Source organism: Kitasatospora cineracea, assembly GCF_003751605.1.
Taxonomy (GTDB): Bacteria; Actinomycetota; Actinomycetes; order Streptomycetales; family Streptomycetaceae; genus Kitasatospora; species Kitasatospora cineracea.
The window spans coordinates 4,343,655-4,359,021 of record NZ_RJVJ01000001.1; the positions used below are offsets into that span (position 1 = coordinate 4,343,655).

Sequence of the window (15,367 nt, forward strand, 5' to 3'; positions counted from 1 at the left end):
CGGGTCAGGAGTGGGAGCTGCGCCACTCCGCGACGGCCGTCTCCACGTCCACCGGGGCGATGCCCAGCGGCGGACCCTCGACCGGGCGGCGCAGCGCGGCCTCGATCCGGGCGTTGGCCTCGGCGAGACGGCTGCGCAGCAGCGGTTCGGTCGGGGCCAGCCGCGCGGTGTCCAGCGCCTCCCGGAGCTCGGCCCGCAACGCGAGCGACGGCGGGAGGTAGGAGAGGCCCTCGCGCTCCATCTTCTCCCGGATCCACCACATCTCGTGGTACGGCTCACCATCGTGGGCCAGCGGCTGCCCGGCGCCGGGCAGATCGTCGAACGCGCCGCGCTCGGCGGCCTCCCGGATCTGCCGGTCGACCCAGCTCTCGAACGTCACACCGGGGGGCTTGCGTTCCGTCATGCGGTCATCCTCCCGTACCAGAAGGGGCGTCCCCTCGATCCTACGGGAGCCCCGATCTCCCCCGAGAGGGAGCACCGGAGGACAAGGGGCGTACCCCGCGGACCCGAGGGGCGCGCCCCGGACGCCGTGACCCAGCCGATCCCGAACTCGCCCGCGACGGTGGCGGAGACGAAGCGCGCCCAGGCGGCGGGGGTGAACCGGAGGACGGGGCCGCCGGGGTGGGCGTCGTCCACCCCGATGCATCCGCCGTCGCCGTACGTGCTCTTTCGCCACTGGCGGGCCTCGGCGGAATCGTTGGGCTGCTCCGCGACAGCCAGGATCGGGCGGGAGTTGACGGGCTGGCGCTGGGCCGGACCGGACGAGGCGCGGTCGCTGTTGCACCCGTCGTCGCGGACCGGGTCCGGGAGCGGCTGCGGTGGTCGGGCGTCGTCACCTGCCACGAGGCCCGCGGCCCGGCGGGACGGGCCCGCGGGGCGGACGGGCCGTCGTGACGGCGGGCGGTTCGTGGTGACGGTGGACAAGTCCCGGACCGGGGAGGTCACTTGACGGTGATGCTCCAGGTGCCGTCGCCGTGGTCGGCGGCGGTGCGCAGAGCGGTCCACTCGTCGGTGCCGAGGCCGAGGGCGGCGCGGAGATGGGCGGCGACCGCGTCGGCGAGCAGGGCGACCCGGGCCGGGTCCTCGTCGGTGGTCTCGGCGACCCGTTCGCCGGCGACGCCGCCCATGGTGTGCTCGGCCTCGGCGAGGGTGAGCAGGCTCTTGGGGGCCGGGGCGAGGTGGTAGGCGTCGGTGAACCACTCCGGGCCGCGGGTGGAGAGCTGCGAGCGGTCCTCGCCGCCCGCGACGACCAGGGTGGGGGCGGTCATGGTGGAGAAGTCCGGCCGCATGAACGGGAGGTGCTCGACGGCGAACGGGGTCAGGCTGTCGCCGGTGCCGGTCGCCGCGATCAGGGCGCCGGCCGCGACCGCCGGGTGGGAGAAGTCCTCGCCGGGGACGCCGTCCGCGTCCAGCACGCGCGCGCCGAGCAGGGCGCCCGCGGTCTGGGCGCCCCAGGAGTGGCCGACCACGGCGGTGCGCCCGCGGTCGGCGCGGTCGGCCAGGCCGGCCTCGGCCAGCAGGTCGCCGAGGTGGTCGAGGACCGCGTGCAGGTCGGCGATCCGGACCCGCCAGATGCCGGCGAAGCGGGGGTCGTCCCAGCCGATGGCGTGGCGCCGGGAGTCCAGGTGGGTGGGCTGCACCACGACGAACCCGGCGGCGGCCCACCGGTCGACGAGCGGCCCGTACCCGTCCAGGGACCACGCGTTGCCGTGCGAGAAGACGATCACGGGCAGGTCCCGGCCGGTCCGGGGCGCGGTGACCTTGACCTGGAGGTCGATCCCGCGCCCGGGGGCGGGGACGGTGAGGGGCTTGACCGAGACGACCTGCCGGTCGAGGGGGCGGGGGGAGGGGGAGGTGCGGACGGACGTGGAGAGCTGGGAAGACATGCGGGGACCTGCGCTTTCTCTGCGGCGCGGCTCTGCCATACTTTGGCGGAGCCACGTTCCGCCAACTTAGCGGAACATTGTTCCGCGAGCAATGCGGGCAGGCTTGGGCGGGCGTGGGCAACGCGAGCAGAAGGAGACAGCCGTGCCGGAACCGGTCGGGGTACGCCAAGCGCAGGCGCAGCGCACCCGCAACGGGGTGCTGGAGGCCGCCGCGGCGGTCTTCGTGGACCAGGGCGTCCAGGCGCCGGTCCGGGACATCGCCGACCGCGCGGAGGTCGGCGTCGGCACCGTCTACCGGCACTTCCCGACCCGCGCCGACCTGGTCACCGCCGTCTACCGGCACCAGATCGACGCCTGCGCGGCCCTCGCGCCCCGGCTGCTGGCGGAGTCCGCCTCGCCGTTCACCGCGCTGACCGGCTGGGCCGACGCGTTCCTGGACTTCCTGGTCACCAAGCACGGCCTCGGCGCGGCACTGGGCTCCGGCGACCCGGGGCTGGAGAACCTGCACGCCCTCATGCTCGACACCCTCGTCCCGGCCTGCGCCACCCTGCTGGACGCCTGCGCCGGGGCGGGCGAACTCCGCCCCGGCGTCGGCGCCTACCCGCTGATGCGCGCGATCGGGAACCTCAGCATCACCGGCCCCGACTACGACCGGGCCGACGCCGCCCGGATGGTCGCCTTCCTGCTGGCCGGGTGCCGCGCGGCGGCGTGACGGCGCCCCGGGCCCTGCGCCCCCGGTGCCCCTGGCGGGTTCCGGCGGGTTCCGCGCGGTCAGCGGTCAGCGGTCAGCGGTCAGCGGCGTGCTCCGTCGCTCGGCCCCGCTACCCCGCTGCTTCGCTGCTCCGCGGGGAAGGTGGAGGTGATGGCGGCCGGTGTGATCGGCGTGATCATCGCGGCGCCGACGCCCGCCGCCACCCGGGCGCCGATCACCGCCGCCGACGGGGCGAGTCCTGGCGCCGGGGCGGTGAGGTGGGCCGGGCCCCCGCGCCGCGTGCGGCCCGCGCCCTTCCGGGGTACGGGCCGCTGCCGGACCACCTGGGGGCGACGCTGGGCCCGTTTTGCTTGGCGGGCATAGCATGTTGCGCATGACGCAAGAAGATGGGCAGCTGGACGGCCTCGTGCGCAAACGGATCCGGGCGCTGCGCGTCGCGCAGGGCTGGTCGCTGGAGGAACTGGCCACCCGCGCCAACCTCAGCCAGTCCTCGCTGAGCCGGATCGAGAACGGTCAACGGCGCCTCGCCCTGGACCAGTTGGTCACCCTCGCCCGCGCCCTGGACACCACGCTGGACCAGCTGGTGGAGAACGCCGCCGACGAGGTCGTCATCAGTCCGACGATCGACGCCGCCCGCGGCCTGCTGCGCTGGCCGGTCAAGGGCGACCCCGGCCTGAGCGTGATGCGCCAGCGGATGACCGACCCGCCGCCCGACAACCCGGCCCGGATGCGGGCCCACCCCGGCCGCGAGTGGATGGTGGTGCTGTCCGGCACCGCGGTCCTGCTACTGGGCCACCGGCGCTACCGGATCGAGACCAACCAGGCCGCCGAGTTCCCCACGATGATGCCGCACGCGATCGGGGCCGAGGGCGGGCCGTGCGAGATCCTGGGCATCTTCGACCGGGACGCCCGCCGCGGCCACCAGAAGGACGCCGCCGCCGAGGCCCCTGAGGGGTGAGCGCCTGGCGCATCGGACCGCTCCGCGACGCGGTCGCGGAGCGGTCCGATGCGCGGCAGGCGGCACCACCGGGTGGATCGGTGGTGCCGCCTGAGGGTGGCCGCCGGGGTCGGCGGCGGGGCGTTCGACGCGGGGCGTTCAGCGCGGGGCGGGCCGGGCGCGGCGGGTGAGGGCGGCGGCGCCGATCAGACCGGCGTCGGTGCCGAGCCGGGCGGTGTGCAGGGTGAGGTGGTGGGTGAAGGGGAGGGCCGCGTAGGTGGTCAGGTGGTGGGCGAGGGGGTCGAGGAGCAGCGGCCCGGCCTGGGCGACGCCGCCGCCGATGACGGCGGCGTCGAGTTCGACCAGGGTGGCGGTGGCCGCGATGCCGGCGGCCAGGGCGCGGGCGGCCTGGTCGAAGGCGGCCAGGGCGGTGGGGTCGCCGGCCCGGGCGGCGCGGGCGACGGCGGTGGTGCTGGCGTCCCGGTCGGGTCCGGGACGCCAGCCGAGCCGGGCGGCGGTGCGGGCGATGGCGGTGCCGGAGGCGAGCGTCTCCAGGCAGCCGCGGGAGCCGCAGGGGCAGGGGTCGCCGTTGTAGTCGATGGTGATGTGGCCGAGGTGCCCGGCGTTGCCGGTGGTGCCGGTGTGCAGGGCGCCGTCCAGGATCAGCCCGGCGCCGACGCCGGTGGAGACGACCAGGCAGAGGGCGTTGCGGTAGGGGCGGGCGGCGCCCTGCCAGTGCTCGGCGGCGGTCATCGCCAGGGCGTCGCCGCCGAGGGTGAGCGGCAGGTGCCGGGCGGCGGGGTGCTGGGCGACCTCGTCGAGCAGCGGGAACGCCCGCCAGCCGGGGATGTTGACGGGGCTGACCGTGCCGTGGGTGGTGTCGACCGGCCCGGCGCTGCCGATGCCGAGGGCGTGCACCCGGTGCCAGTCGGGGTGGCGGGCGAGGTCGTCGAGGACGTGGTCGACGGCGGTCATCAGCTCGTCCCGGTCGCCGTCGGCGGGGGTGGGGACCTGGAGGCGGTGGTGCAGGGCGCCGCGGGTGTCGACCAGGCCACCGGCGATCTTGGTGCCGCCGATGTCGAGGGCCGCGATCAGCGGCCCGTCGGCGGGACCGGGGGCGGGGGCGCCGTCCGACGGGGAGCCGGGGGACCCGGCTGTGACGGCAGTACCGGCCATTTCGTAACTCATTGTGACGTCTCCGCGGGTGTGGCAGGGGAGCGCCACGGTGCTGGGCAGGGCGCTGCCGGGTCGTTCCCGGTGATTCTGACTCGCTCTGACAACGTTGTCCAGCGATTCCCGGTCGCGGTCCGATAACGAACCTGATCGGCTTGATGGTTAAGCAAAGTTTTAGTAATTCAGGGCTTACCGGGTAACAAAACTCGTGGATATCAATGTTGACCGGTCTATGGACATGGCCGGGATGTGACGTCTACGTTAAGCAGCCAAGCAGCCTGGAAGGTCGGTCACGTCCGGTCGGCTGTCGCTTCCCCCGTGTCACACGGACGAACAGCGTGAAGGATGAGCGAGATGCGCAGAGGATGGCCGGCCGTCGCGGCCGCTTCCATGGTGGTGCTCACTGCGTGTAGCAGTGGTGGCGGTGGGACGTCCGCTGCGCCGTCGGTGAACGCGGACCCGGTGAAGGTCACCGGTTCGATCACGGTGCTGACCAACCGCACCGACCAGCTCGGCGACGGGACGCTGGACAAGTACGCCGCGGAGTTCAACAAGGTCTACCCGAACGTCAAGGTGAAGTTCGAGGGGATGAAGGACTACGAGGGCGAAGTCAAGATCCGCATGAACACCGAGAACTACGGTGACGTGCTGCCGATCCCCTCCGACCTGTCGATCGCCCAGTTCCCCAACTTCTTCTCCTCGCTGGGGTCTTCGGAGGAGCTGTCGAAGACCTACCAGTGGACCGACTACGCGACGGTCGACAGCAAGGTCTACGGCATCGCCAACTTCGGCACGGTGACCGGCTTCGTCTACAACAAGAAGGTCTGGGCGGACGCCGGCGTCACCGAGTGGCCCAAGACCCCGGACGAGTTCGTTACCGACCTGAAGGCCATCAAGGCCAAGGGCCAGGCGGTGCCGTACTACACCAACTACCACGACAGTTGGCCGCTGCGGCAGTGGACCGACGCGATCGGCGCGGCCAGCTGCAACGAGGGCGCCAAGGACGCGATGGCCACCACCGCGACCCCCTGGACCAGCGGCAACGACATCTACACCATCGACAGCCTGGTGTACTCGATCGTCAACCAGAAGCTGTCCGAGGACGACCCGACCACCACCAACTGGGACCAGTCGAAGGTGATGCTGGGCACCGGCAAGGTCGGCACGATGTACCTGGGCTCCTGGGCGATCTCGCAGATGCAGGAGGCCGCGACCAAGGCCGGCGCCAGCCCGGACGACATCGGCTACATGCCCTTCCCGTCCACCTCGGGCAAGGCGTGCACCGTCCTGCAGCCGGACTACAAGTACGCGATCAACAAGCACTCCAAGAACCAGGAGGCCGCGCGGGCGTGGCTGGACTGGTACATCGCCAAGTCCGGTGCGGCGCAGGCCGAGCAGGGCATCTCCTCGGTCAAGGGCTCCGAACTGCCCGCCGCGCTCAAGCCGTTCACCGACAACGGGGTGCAGCTGATCGGGCAGAAGCAGGACAAGTCCGCGGTGGTCAAGAAGATCGACAAGGGCGCGGAGATCAACCTGGACGCCCCGGACTACCGGCAGAAGCTGGTCGACATCGCCCGCGGCGCGGCCCCCGGCGACCGGGACGGCTACTTCGCCGAACTCGACAAGAAGTGGTCCCAGGCCCAGAAGACCGTCAACGGCTGACCGTACCGGTCGAGTTGACCGAGCGGCACGGCCACCGCCACCCGCCCCGACGAGCAGGGGCAGGGCCGTGCCGCCCAGCAGGTGTCAGGACTTGAGAAGGAACGGAAGATGACTGCACTGCAGAGGGACCGGGGCGCCGGAAAGCCCCCCGCGCAGGCCGAGGCCGGCGACGCCGCCCCGGCCGGCCAGCGCCGCGCTCCCCGGCGCAAGGCTCTGCGCCGCCACTGGTGGTTCACGCCGTGGCTGTACCTGGTGGTACCGCTGGCGTTCCTGGTGACGTTCACCTACCTGCCGATCGGCGACATGATCGGCTACAGCTTCACCGACTGGGACGGCATCAGCCCGGAGCGCAACAACGTCGGCCTGAAGAACTACACGGACCTGTTCACCCGGCCCGAACTGTTCAAGGTGTTCCTGGTCTCCGGGGTCTACCTGGTCGCCGCGGTGCTGCAGATCGCGCTGGCGCTGTACTTCGCCACCGTGCTGAGCTTCAACACCCGCTTCCGGAACCTGTTCAAGGGCATCCTGTTCTTCCCGTACCTGATCAACGGCGTGGCCATCGGGTTCGTCTTCCTGTTCTTCTTCCAGCCGCACGGCACCCTGGACTCGCTGCTGTCGATGGTCGGCGTGCACGGCAAGCACCAGTGGCTCGGCGACCCGGACCTGGTCAACAAGTCGCTGGCCGGCGTGTCGGTGTGGCGCTACACCGGGCTCAACCTGGTGCTGTTCCTCGGCGCCATCCAGTCGATCCCGCCGCACCTGTACGAGGCCGCCGCCCTGGACGGCGCCAACCGTTGGCAGCAGTTCCGGCACATCATCGCGCCCAGCATCAAGCCGGTGATCAGCCTCAGCGCGATCCTCGCCGTCTCCGGCTCGCTCGCCGTCTTCGAGATCCCGTACATCATGACCGGCGGTTCCAACGGCTCGCAGACCTTCGTCATCCAGAGCATCAACATGGCCTTCAAGTTCGACAAGTTCGGTCTCGCCTCGGCCAGCGCCGTCGTGCTGATCGTCCTGATCCTGATCGTCACCTGGATCCAGCGCCGCCTGGTGCCGGAGGAGAGGGTGGAACTGTCGTGACCACCGCCGTGAACCGCAACCCCCGTCGTTTCCACGCCCGTTCCGCCGCCGCGTCCGGCGCCAAGTACCTGTCCCTGGTACTGGCCAGCGCCGTGGTGCTGGTCCCGCTGCTGGTGATCCTGTTCACCTCGCTCAAGACCCGCAAGGAGGCCCTCGCCACCGGCCCGCTGGACCTGCCCTCCGACTGGTTCAACTTCGAGAACTTCCGCATCGCCTTCACCCAGGGCCACATGATGCCGGCGTTCCTGAACACCGGGATCATCCTGCTGGTGTCCGTCACCGGCACCGTGGTGATCGGCTCGATGACCGCCTACGCCATCGACCGCTTCGAGTTCCGGCTGAAGAAGCTCGTCATGGGCGCGTTCCTGCTGGCCAGCCTGGTGCCGTCGGTGACCACCCAGGTCGCCACCTTCCAGATCGTCAACGACCTCGGCGCGTTCAACACCCGCTGGGCGCCGATCCTGCTGTACCTCGGCACCGACATCATCTCGATCTACATCTTCCTGCAGTTCATCCGCTCCATCCCGGTCTCGCTGGACGAGGCGGCGCGCCTCGACGGGGCGAACTCGTTCACCATCTACTGGCGGATCATCCTGCCGATGCTCAAGCCGGCCATCGCCACCGTGGTGATCGTCAAGGGCGTCACGGTGTACAACGACTTCTTCGTCCCGTTCCTCTACATGCCCTCGACCGACCTGGGCACCATCTCCACCTCGCTGTTCCGCTTCCAGGGCCCGTTCGGCGTCAACTGGGAGATCATCTCGGCCGGCGCGATCCTGGTGATCCTCCCCACCCTGGTGGTCTTCCTCGCCCTGCAGCGCCTCATCTACGCCGGCTTCGCGGCCGGCTCCAGCAAGTGAGCCGCCGCACCGGGGGGAACGGGCGGCGGTACCGCACCTGCGCCGCGGTACCGCCGCGGGGGGAGCCGACGGGACGGGAGGCGGCACGGTGAGCGGACGCGTCACCATCCGGGACGTCGCGGCCCTCGCCGGGGTCTCCGCCGGGGCCGTCTCGCTGGCCCTGAACGACCGGCCCGGGGTGTCCGTGCCGACCAGGGAACGGATCCGGGCCGCGGCCGAGGAACTCGGCTGGGTGCCCAGCCAGGCCGCCCGCAGCCTGGCCCGGCTGGCGCCGGGCAGCGACACCGTCGGGCTGGTGATCACCCGCCCGGCCCGCCAACTCGGCCTGGAACCCTTCTACATGGAGTTCATCTCCGGCATCCAGAGCGTGCTGGAGGAACGCTCGGCGACCCTGCTGCTGCGACTGGTACGGGACCGCGAGCAGGAGATCGCCGTGCACCGCACCTGGTGGCGCACCCGGCGGGTCAGCGGCGCGGTGCTGACCGACCTGACCGAGGCCGACCCGCGCATCCCGGCACTCGCCGCACTCGGCATGCCGACCGTCGCGGCCGGCCACCCCGGCCTGGCCGGAGGGGAGCTGGCGGCCGTCTGGACCGACGACGCGGCCGCGATCGCCGAAGCCGTCCGCTACCTCGCCCTGCTCGGCCACCGCCGGATCGCCCGGGTCGGCGGCGACCCGCACCTCGGGCACACCGCCATCCGCACCAGGGCGCTGGCCGCCGCCGCCGAACAGCTCGGACTGGAGCCGCCGCGCAGCGTCCCCACCGACTTCTCCGGCCAGGCCGGCGCCCGGGCCACCCGGATGCTGCTGGCCTCCGCCCACCGCCCCACCGCGATCGTCTACGACAACGACATCATGGCCGTCGCGGGCATCTCGGTCGCCGCCGAGTTCGGCCTGCACGTCCCCGCCGACCTGTCGCTGATCGCCTGGGACGACTCCCAGCTGTGCCGGCTCACCCACCCCGCGCTGTCCGCGATGAGCCACGACGTGCACGGGTACGGCGCGCTGGTCGCCCGCACCCTGTTCGACGTCATCGAGCACCGCGGCACGCCCGCCGGACCGGCCCCCACCCCCGTCCTGGTCCCGCGCGGCAGCAGCGCCCCGCCGGCCCGCTGACGTCCGCCGACCGACTGCCTCCGACGTCCGTCCGACCACCTCCGCCCGTAGACCGCCACTCCCGCAGACTCCCGGCCCGTCCCCGACTCCTTTTGAGGGTAAGGAAGTTCGGGGACGGGCCGGGGCACCACCCTCCCGGAGCTCACCCGATGACCGCCGACCTGCTCGCCACCACCGTCCGCCCCTACGCCTGGGGCTCGACCACCGCGCTCGCCGAACTGACCGGCCGCCCGCCCACCGGCGGACCCGAGGCTGAACTCTGGATGGGCGCCCACCCCGGTGCCCCCTCCCGGATCGACCGCGGCGACGGCGCCGAACCGCTCGACGCGGTCATCGCCCGCGACCCCGCCACCGAACTCGGCCCCCGGGTGACCGGCCGGTTCGGGCCGCAACTCCCGTTCCTGCTCAAGGTGCTGGCCGCCGAACACGCCCTCTCCGTGCAGGTCCACCCGACCCTCGCCCAGGCCGCCGCCGGGTACGCCGCCGAGGACGCCGCCGGCACCCCGCTCGACGCCCCGCACCGGATCTACCGCGACCGCAACCACAAGCCCGAACTGATCTGCGCCCTCGGCGAGTTCGACGCCCTGTGCGGCTTCCGCGACCCGCGCGCCACCGCCGAACTGTGGCAGCGCCTCGACCTGCCGGTGCTCGCCCCCTGGATCGACACCCTGCGCACCGCCCCCGCCGACACCGCCCTGCGCACCGTGCTGACCGGCGCACTCGCCGAGGACCGCGCCCGTGGCGAGCAGGCTGCCGCCGAACTGCCCGCCGCGATGCGGAAGCTGGCGACCGGCGGGGACCCGGACGCGGCGAGCTGGGCCGCCTACCTGGCCGCCGCCCGCGACTACCCCGGCGACCCCGGCCTGCTGGCCGCCATGCTGCTCAACCACGTCCACCTCGGCGCCGGGCAGGCCCTCTACCTGGACGCCGGCGTCCCGCACGCCTACCTGCGCGGACTCGGCGTCGAGATCATGGCCAACTCCGACAACGTGCTGCGCTGCGGCCTCACCCCCAAGCACGTCGACACCGCCGCCCTCGCCGAGGTCGTCGACTTCCGCCCCACCGCCCCGCACCACACCCCCGCCGTCCCGGCCGGGTCCGGCGAACTCGAATTCCTCACCCCCGCCGAGGAGTTCACCCTCTCCCGGATCGAACTCGGCGACCCCGCCGGGACCGACGCCCGGTCCGACGTCCGGCTCGACGCCCGGTTCGGCGTCCGGATCGACGACGACGGGCCGCAACTGCTGCTCTGCGTCCGCGGCACCGCCCACCTGGACGACGGGCCCGCGATCGGGCCGGGCGAGTGCGCGTACGTCCCCGCCGCGAGCGGGCCGCTGCGGCTGGCCGGGGACGCGACCGTGTTCCGGGCCAGGGTGCCACGGGCCCGCTGAAACGGCGGCATGCTCGTGAGGCGACGGGGAACGAACCCGAGACACCCACCCGTCCACCCGTCCACCCCTCCTGGCCCGCCCGTCCCAGCCCGTCCCAGCCCGTCCGACAAGCCACCCGTCCGCCCGCCGCCCGACGACCTTCACCCCGGACGGCGGGCCCCGCGCGAGGAGAGCCGCATGCAGACCGCCGCCGCCACCGTCCTGTTCCAGGGCGACAGCATCACCGACGCCGGACGCGACCGCGCCCGCCCCGACGACCTCGGCCACGGCTACGCGGCCCTGGCCGCCGCCGCGCTGCCCGGCACCCCGACCGTCCTCAACCGCGGCATCGGCGGCGACCGCCTCACCGACCTGCGCGCCCGCTGGGACGCCGACACGCTCGCCCACCGGCCGGACCTCGTCTCGCTGCTGATCGGCGTCAACGACACCTGGCGCCACCACGACAGCGGCCTGTCCAGCCCCGTCGACACCTGGGAGGACGAGTACCGGGAACTGCTGCGCCGCCTGCACGCCCACTGCGCCCCCCGACTCGTCCTGATCGAGCCCTTCCTCGTTCCCGTCACCCCCGACCAGTGGGCCTGGCGCGAGGACCTCGACCCGCGCATCCACGCCGTCCGCCGCCTCGCCGCCGAACACGACGCCCTGCTGCTCGCCGCCGACGGCCTCCTCAACCAGGCCGCCCGCACCGCCGGCGACCCCACCCTGATCGTCATCGACGGCGTCCACCCCACCGACCTCGGCCACCGCCTGCTCGCCGACGCCTGGCTGAACCTGGTCACCGGCACCGGCACCGGCAGTGACGGCGGCAGCGACGGCGGGGCGGCGTAGCGGTGGGCGGCCGGAACCGGACGGGGAGGGGGCGGGCGTGCCGGGGGGAGCCGTACGCGCACTATCCTCCCTGACATGACCAGCAGCCCTGCCAGCGGCACCCGCGGTGCCCGCCCCACCATGAAGGACGTCGCGGCGGCCGCCGGGGTCGGGCTGAAGACCGTCTCCCGGGTGGTGAACGGCGAGAGCGGGGTGACGCCCGAGATGGCGGCCCGGGTGCAGGCCGCGATCGAGGCGCTCGGCTTCCGGCGCAACGACAGCGCGCGGCTGCTGCGCACCGGCCGGACGGCGAGCGTCGCGCTGCTGCTGGAGGACATCAGCGACCCGTTCTCCTCCGCGCTCTCCCGGGCCGTCGAACAGGTCGCGGCCGCCGAGGGCTGCCTGCTGTTCACCGGTTCCAGCGCCGAAGTACCGGCGCGCGAACGGGAGTTGGCGCTGGCGTTCTGCGCGCGGCGGGTGGACGGGCTGATCGTCGTCCCGGCCGGTGACGACCACCGCTACCTGCTGCCCGAGATCGAGTCCGGCACGCCCGTGGTCTTCCTGGACCGCCCCGGCTCCGGCATCGACGCCGACGCCGTGCTCAGCGACAACGCGGGCGGCGCACAGGCCGGCACCGCCCACCTGATCGCCCACGGCCACCGCCGGATCGGCTTCGTCGGTGACCTCCCGTCCATCCACACCGCCGCCGAGCGGGCCCGCGGCTACCGCGCGGCGATGGCCGCGGCCGGACTGCCCGTCGACGAACGCTGGGTCGACTGCGGCCCCACCGACCGGACCCGGGTCGCCGCCGCCGTCCGCCGCCTCACCACCGGCCCCGACGCGGTGACCGCCCTGTTCACCGCCAACAACCGGGTCACCCTCGCCGCCCTCCACCACCTCCCCGCCGACCGCCGCCCCGCCCTGGTCGGCTTCGACGACCTCGAACTCGCCGACCTGCTCACCCCCGGCCTCACCGTCGTCGCCCAGGACCCCGCCGCCCTCGGCGCCCTCGCCGCCCGCCGCCTCTTCGACCGCCTCACCGGCGACACCACGCCCCCCGCCCGCCTGGAACTCCCCACCCTGCTCATCCCGCGCGGGTCGGGCGAGACCCCGCCGCTGACGGCGTGACGGCGTGACGGCCTGACGGCCCCGGCGGGGGCGCGGGCTCAGAGCCCCGCCAGCCGCTCCTCGCGCGCCGCGCCGTTCGGCCCCCACCCCTCCTCGTCCTCGTGCCCCAGCGGGTCCGCGGACCCGTCCAGGTACCCGGCGGCGTACATCATCGCCTCGGCCACCAGCCGCATGTGGTCCCCCGTCAGCTCGTACAGGACGTTGCGCAGGCTGCAGTGCAGACTGCCCGCCAGGTTCGCCGCCACCGCCAGCACCGCCCCGGCGGACCGGGCGACCGGGTCGTCGCGGCCCTCGGGCCCGGCGACGCCGCCCTCCTCCCGCAGCCGGGTGAGCGCCCCCGGCAGGTCGACGTCGAGCAGGTCGTACCGCTCCCGGGACTCGACCGTCACCAGCTCCCGCGCGAGCAGCCACTCCCACAGCGGCTCGACCTGGTACACCAGCCGGAACGCCGCCTCCCCCTGCGAGGACGGGCAGACCGCCCGCATCAACGGCTCGTACAACTCCTCGCGCGGCCCCGTGAGGTCGACCCTGGCGTTCTCCAACTCCCGCTCCCGTCCGGTGTGCTGCGGGCGGGCCGCGGTACGGAGCGGCAGGGCCCTGGAAGCCACATTCTGCCTGCCGGGCCCTGCGCCGAGCCGGGGGGGGCTCAGCCGTCCAGGGCGGGGGAGAGCCGGCAGCGCTGGTCCGGGGCGATGCGGCGGGGTGGCAGGGTGGCGATCCAGGCGGTGATCTCGGGGCCGGCCGGGAGTTCGGCGTGGAAGCCGAGGCGCAGGTCGGGGAGCCGGCCGTGGTGGAGCCAGGTGTCGAGGGCGTCGGCGAGGTGGCGGTCGGCGGTGGGGGTGGGGGTGGCGGCCCAGGTGCGCAGCCAGGGGGTGAGGGTGCCGGTGGCGACGGCGAGGGTGGCCAGGACCTCGGCGGCGTCCGCGGCGGGGTCGGCCAGGGCGGCGGGCCACCAGGCGTCCAGGACGTCCCGGACGAGGTCGGCGCGGTGCCAGTCGGGCCAGGCGGCGGCCACCAGGCGGGCGGCGACCAGGGGGCCGTCGACGGCGAGGGTGCCGGTGGTCAACTGGCGCAGGATGCGCGGGGCGAGCCGCCGGTAGAGGGTGGGGAAGTCCTCCCAGTGGTCCGGGCCCTTCGCGGCCACCGAGTGCAGCAGGCCGTTCGGGACCAGGGCCGGCGGACCGGCCAGGGCCGCCAACTGCCCGGCGGTGTAACAGTGTTCGCAACCGCCGACGGCCGGGCCGGGGCGGGCGGTGCGGTCGAGGGCGTCCAGGGCGTGGTGCAGGCGCTGCTGCGCGGTCGTCATGCCGGTCCCTGCCGAGGGGTACTCCGCCGGGGCGCCCGGCGAAGATTGCGACGCTACCAGCAGCCGATGTGCCGCACCGCGGCGGGGACCTGACAGGATGGTGGCCCGCAGGTGGCGGACCCGGAGCGGACGGTCCGGGGCGGACGGCACGGAGTGGACGGGGTGAGCGGCAGGATGCAGCGGCGGGTGACGATCCGGGACGTGGCGGCGCGGGCCGGGGTGTCCGCGGGCGCGGTCTCGCTGGCCCTCAACGACCGGCCGGGCGTCTCCGACGCGACCCGGCAGCGGATCGTCGAAGCGGCCCGCGAACTCGGCTGGTCGCCGAACCTCGCCGCCCGCTCACTGGCCCAGAGCGACCGCGTGCACACCATCGGCATGGCCCTCACCCGGGGCGCGGCCGCCGCCGGACTCGACCAGGTGCAGATGGCGCTGATCGGCGGGATCGAGCAGGTCCTCGCCGAGCGGCCGTGCGCACTGCTGCTGCACACCGTCCCCGACCGGGACGCCGAGATCGCGCTCTACCGGCAGTGGTGGCAGTCGGGACGGGTGAACGGCTCGGTGCTGGTCGGAGTGGTCGCCGCCGACCCCCGGCTGGAGCCCGTCCACAAGCTCGGCATGCCCGCCGTCGCGGTCAGCCAGCCCGCGCTGTCCGGCCCGTTCCCGGCCGTGTGGACCGACGACGCGGCCGCGATCGCCGAGGCCGTCCGCTACCTCGCCCTGCTCGGCCACCGTCGGATCGCCCACGTCACCGGCCCCGAGACGCTCGGCCGCACCCTGCTGCGCGGCGACGCGTTCACCGCCACCGCCGCCGAACTCCCGGCCGTCACCGCCCGCACCCTCCCCACCGACCTCTCCGCCCACGCCGGCGCCCGGGCCACCCGCACCCTGCTGACGGCCGCCGAACGGCCCACCGCGATCGTCTACGACAACGACCTGATGGCCGTCGCCGCACTCGCCGTCGCCGAGGAGTTGGGCCTGCGCGTCCCGCAGGACGTCTCGCTGGTCGCCTGGGACGACTCCGACCTGTGCCGGATCACCCGCCCGCAACTCTCCGCCCTCAGCCACGACCCGTTCGCGGTCGGCGAGGAAGTCGCCCGTTGCCTGCTGGAGTTGATCGACGAGGGCCGGGCCCGGTCGCGTCCGGCGGGGACGCCGGTGCTGGTGCCGCGGGGGAGCACGGGGCCGGTGGCGGGCTGACGGGTGGAGGGGGAGGAGCGGGGGAGCACGGGGCCGGTGGCGGGGAGCTGAGCGGGGTGGTTTCCCGCGGGCCGTGCTGGTCGGGGTGACGGCGGGTCCGGTTCCCCGGCA

At 73.7% G+C, this 15,367-nt stretch carries 16 protein-coding genes; 10 read left to right on the top strand and 6 right to left on the bottom strand.

Annotated features, from left to right (window positions below):
- Positions 1–4 precede the first annotated feature (4 nt).
- The 3 genes from EDD39_RS19780 to EDD39_RS19790 are packed head-to-tail and all read right to left on the bottom strand — an operon-like array spanning position 5 to position 1,886.
- A complete protein-coding gene (locus EDD39_RS19780; protein WP_123557823.1) occupies positions 5–403 on the bottom strand; it encodes a DnaJ family domain-containing protein in 399 nt (132 codons plus the stop codon).
- A complete protein-coding gene (locus tag EDD39_RS42115; RefSeq protein WP_341869306.1) occupies positions 400–1,005 on the bottom strand; it encodes a DUF397 domain-containing protein in 606 nt (201 codons plus the stop codon). The genes EDD39_RS19780 and EDD39_RS42115 overlap by 4 nt, the downstream gene beginning before the upstream one ends.
- A complete protein-coding gene (locus EDD39_RS19790) occupies positions 942–1,886 on the bottom strand; it encodes an alpha/beta hydrolase family protein (RefSeq protein ID WP_123557825.1) in 945 nt (314 codons plus the stop codon). Before EDD39_RS19790 ends, EDD39_RS42115 begins: the two co-directional genes overlap by 64 nt.
- A gap of 142 nt (positions 1,887–2,028) precedes the next feature.
- Here EDD39_RS19790 and EDD39_RS19795 point away from each other — a divergent pair, with 142 nt between their 5' ends.
- Together EDD39_RS19795 and EDD39_RS19805 are read left to right on the top strand one after the other, a co-directional pair.
- A complete protein-coding gene (locus EDD39_RS19795; RefSeq protein ID WP_208765538.1) occupies positions 2,029–2,598 on the top strand; it encodes a TetR/AcrR family transcriptional regulator in 570 nt (189 codons plus the stop codon).
- 373 nt (positions 2,599–2,971) lie between these two features.
- Positions 2,972–3,556 carry a helix-turn-helix domain-containing protein gene (locus tag EDD39_RS19805; RefSeq protein WP_123557831.1) on the top strand — a complete coding sequence of 195 codons (585 nt, stop codon included), beginning with the start codon at positions 2,972–2,974 and terminating at the stop codon, positions 3,554–3,556.
- Positions 3,557–3,694: 138 nt separating this feature from the next.
- On the opposite strand, the gene EDD39_RS19810 is transcribed toward EDD39_RS19805, so the two are convergent.
- Entirely contained in the window at positions 3,695–4,711 is a 1,017-nt protein-coding gene (locus EDD39_RS19810; protein ID WP_123557833.1) for an ROK family protein, read from the bottom strand.
- 351 nt (positions 4,712–5,062) lie between these two features.
- Here EDD39_RS19810 and EDD39_RS19815 point away from each other — a divergent pair, with 351 nt between their 5' ends.
- The 7 genes from EDD39_RS19815 to EDD39_RS19845 all read left to right on the top strand — a co-directional run bounded on the left by EDD39_RS19815 (position 5,063) and on the right by EDD39_RS19845 (position 12,753).
- A complete protein-coding gene (locus EDD39_RS19815) occupies positions 5,063–6,370 on the top strand; it encodes an extracellular solute-binding protein (protein WP_123557835.1) in 1,308 nt (435 codons plus the stop codon).
- A 108-nt stretch (positions 6,371–6,478) separates the two neighbouring features.
- Entirely contained in the window at positions 6,479–7,450 is a 972-nt protein-coding gene (locus EDD39_RS19820; protein ID WP_123557837.1) for a carbohydrate ABC transporter permease, read from the top strand.
- An 8-nt stretch (positions 7,451–7,458) separates the two neighbouring features.
- Positions 7,459–8,310 (top strand): carbohydrate ABC transporter permease, encoded by an 852-nt coding sequence (locus tag EDD39_RS19825; protein ID WP_244257240.1) that lies wholly within the window; start codon positions 7,459–7,461, stop codon positions 8,308–8,310.
- Positions 8,311–8,398: 88 nt separating this feature from the next.
- Entirely contained in the window at positions 8,399–9,427 is a 1,029-nt protein-coding gene (locus tag EDD39_RS19830; RefSeq protein ID WP_244256823.1) for a LacI family DNA-binding transcriptional regulator, read from the top strand.
- Between the two features lie 149 nt (positions 9,428–9,576).
- Positions 9,577–10,818, top strand: a complete 1,242-nt coding sequence (manA, locus tag EDD39_RS19835; RefSeq protein WP_123557843.1) for a mannose-6-phosphate isomerase, class I — start codon at positions 9,577–9,579, stop codon at positions 10,816–10,818.
- 177 nt (positions 10,819–10,995) lie between these two features.
- On the top strand, positions 10,996–11,646 hold the full coding sequence (locus EDD39_RS19840) for an SGNH/GDSL hydrolase family protein (protein WP_123557845.1): 651 nt from the start codon (positions 10,996–10,998) through the stop codon (positions 11,644–11,646).
- Positions 11,647–11,721: 75 nt separating this feature from the next.
- A complete protein-coding gene (locus EDD39_RS19845; protein WP_123557848.1) occupies positions 11,722–12,753 on the top strand; it encodes a LacI family DNA-binding transcriptional regulator in 1,032 nt (343 codons plus the stop codon).
- A gap of 38 nt (positions 12,754–12,791) precedes the next feature.
- Here EDD39_RS19845 and EDD39_RS19850 read toward each other — a convergent pair whose 3' ends face one another.
- The gene (locus EDD39_RS19850) at positions 12,792–13,361 is read right to left on the bottom strand and encodes a hypothetical protein (RefSeq protein ID WP_148089476.1); all 570 of its coding nucleotides are present in this window, start codon (positions 13,359–13,361) and stop codon (positions 12,792–12,794) included.
- Between the two features lie 38 nt (positions 13,362–13,399).
- Positions 13,400–14,059 carry a hypothetical protein gene (locus EDD39_RS19855; RefSeq protein ID WP_123557852.1) on the bottom strand — a complete coding sequence of 220 codons (660 nt, stop codon included), beginning with the start codon at positions 14,057–14,059 and terminating at the stop codon, positions 13,400–13,402.
- Positions 14,060–14,233: 174 nt separating this feature from the next.
- Between EDD39_RS19855 and EDD39_RS19860 the strand changes: the two genes are divergently transcribed.
- A complete protein-coding gene (locus EDD39_RS19860; protein WP_123560624.1) occupies positions 14,234–15,256 on the top strand; it encodes a LacI family DNA-binding transcriptional regulator in 1,023 nt (340 codons plus the stop codon).
- Positions 15,257–15,367: the final 111 nt, after the last annotated feature.

Excerpts from the sequence above, each read along its gene's own strand:
- EDD39_RS19780 (WP_123557823.1), bottom strand. The coding sequence starts at position 403 with ATGACGGAACGCAAGCCCCCCGGTGTGACGTTCGAGAGCTGGGTCGAC.
- EDD39_RS19790 (WP_123557825.1), bottom strand. The coding sequence starts at position 1,886 with ATGTCTTCCCAGCTCTCCACGTCCGTCCGCACCTCCCCCTCCCCCCGC.
- EDD39_RS19805 (WP_123557831.1), top strand. The coding sequence starts at position 2,972 with ATGACGCAAGAAGATGGGCAGCTGGACGGCCTCGTGCGCAAACGGATC.
- EDD39_RS19810 (WP_123557833.1), bottom strand. The coding sequence starts at position 4,711 with ATGGCCGGTACTGCCGTCACAGCCGGGTCCCCCGGCTCCCCGTCGGAC.
- EDD39_RS19815 (WP_123557835.1), top strand. The coding sequence starts at position 5,063 with ATGCGCAGAGGATGGCCGGCCGTCGCGGCCGCTTCCATGGTGGTGCTC.
- EDD39_RS19820 (WP_123557837.1), top strand. The coding sequence starts at position 6,479 with ATGACTGCACTGCAGAGGGACCGGGGCGCCGGAAAGCCCCCCGCGCAG.
- manA (WP_123557843.1), top strand. The coding sequence starts at position 9,577 with ATGACCGCCGACCTGCTCGCCACCACCGTCCGCCCCTACGCCTGGGGC.
- EDD39_RS19840 (WP_123557845.1), top strand. The coding sequence starts at position 10,996 with ATGCAGACCGCCGCCGCCACCGTCCTGTTCCAGGGCGACAGCATCACC.
- EDD39_RS19845 (WP_123557848.1), top strand. The coding sequence starts at position 11,722 with ATGACCAGCAGCCCTGCCAGCGGCACCCGCGGTGCCCGCCCCACCATG.
- EDD39_RS19855 (WP_123557852.1), bottom strand. The coding sequence starts at position 14,059 with ATGACGACCGCGCAGCAGCGCCTGCACCACGCCCTGGACGCCCTCGAC.
- EDD39_RS19860 (WP_123560624.1), top strand. The coding sequence starts at position 14,234 with ATGCAGCGGCGGGTGACGATCCGGGACGTGGCGGCGCGGGCCGGGGTG.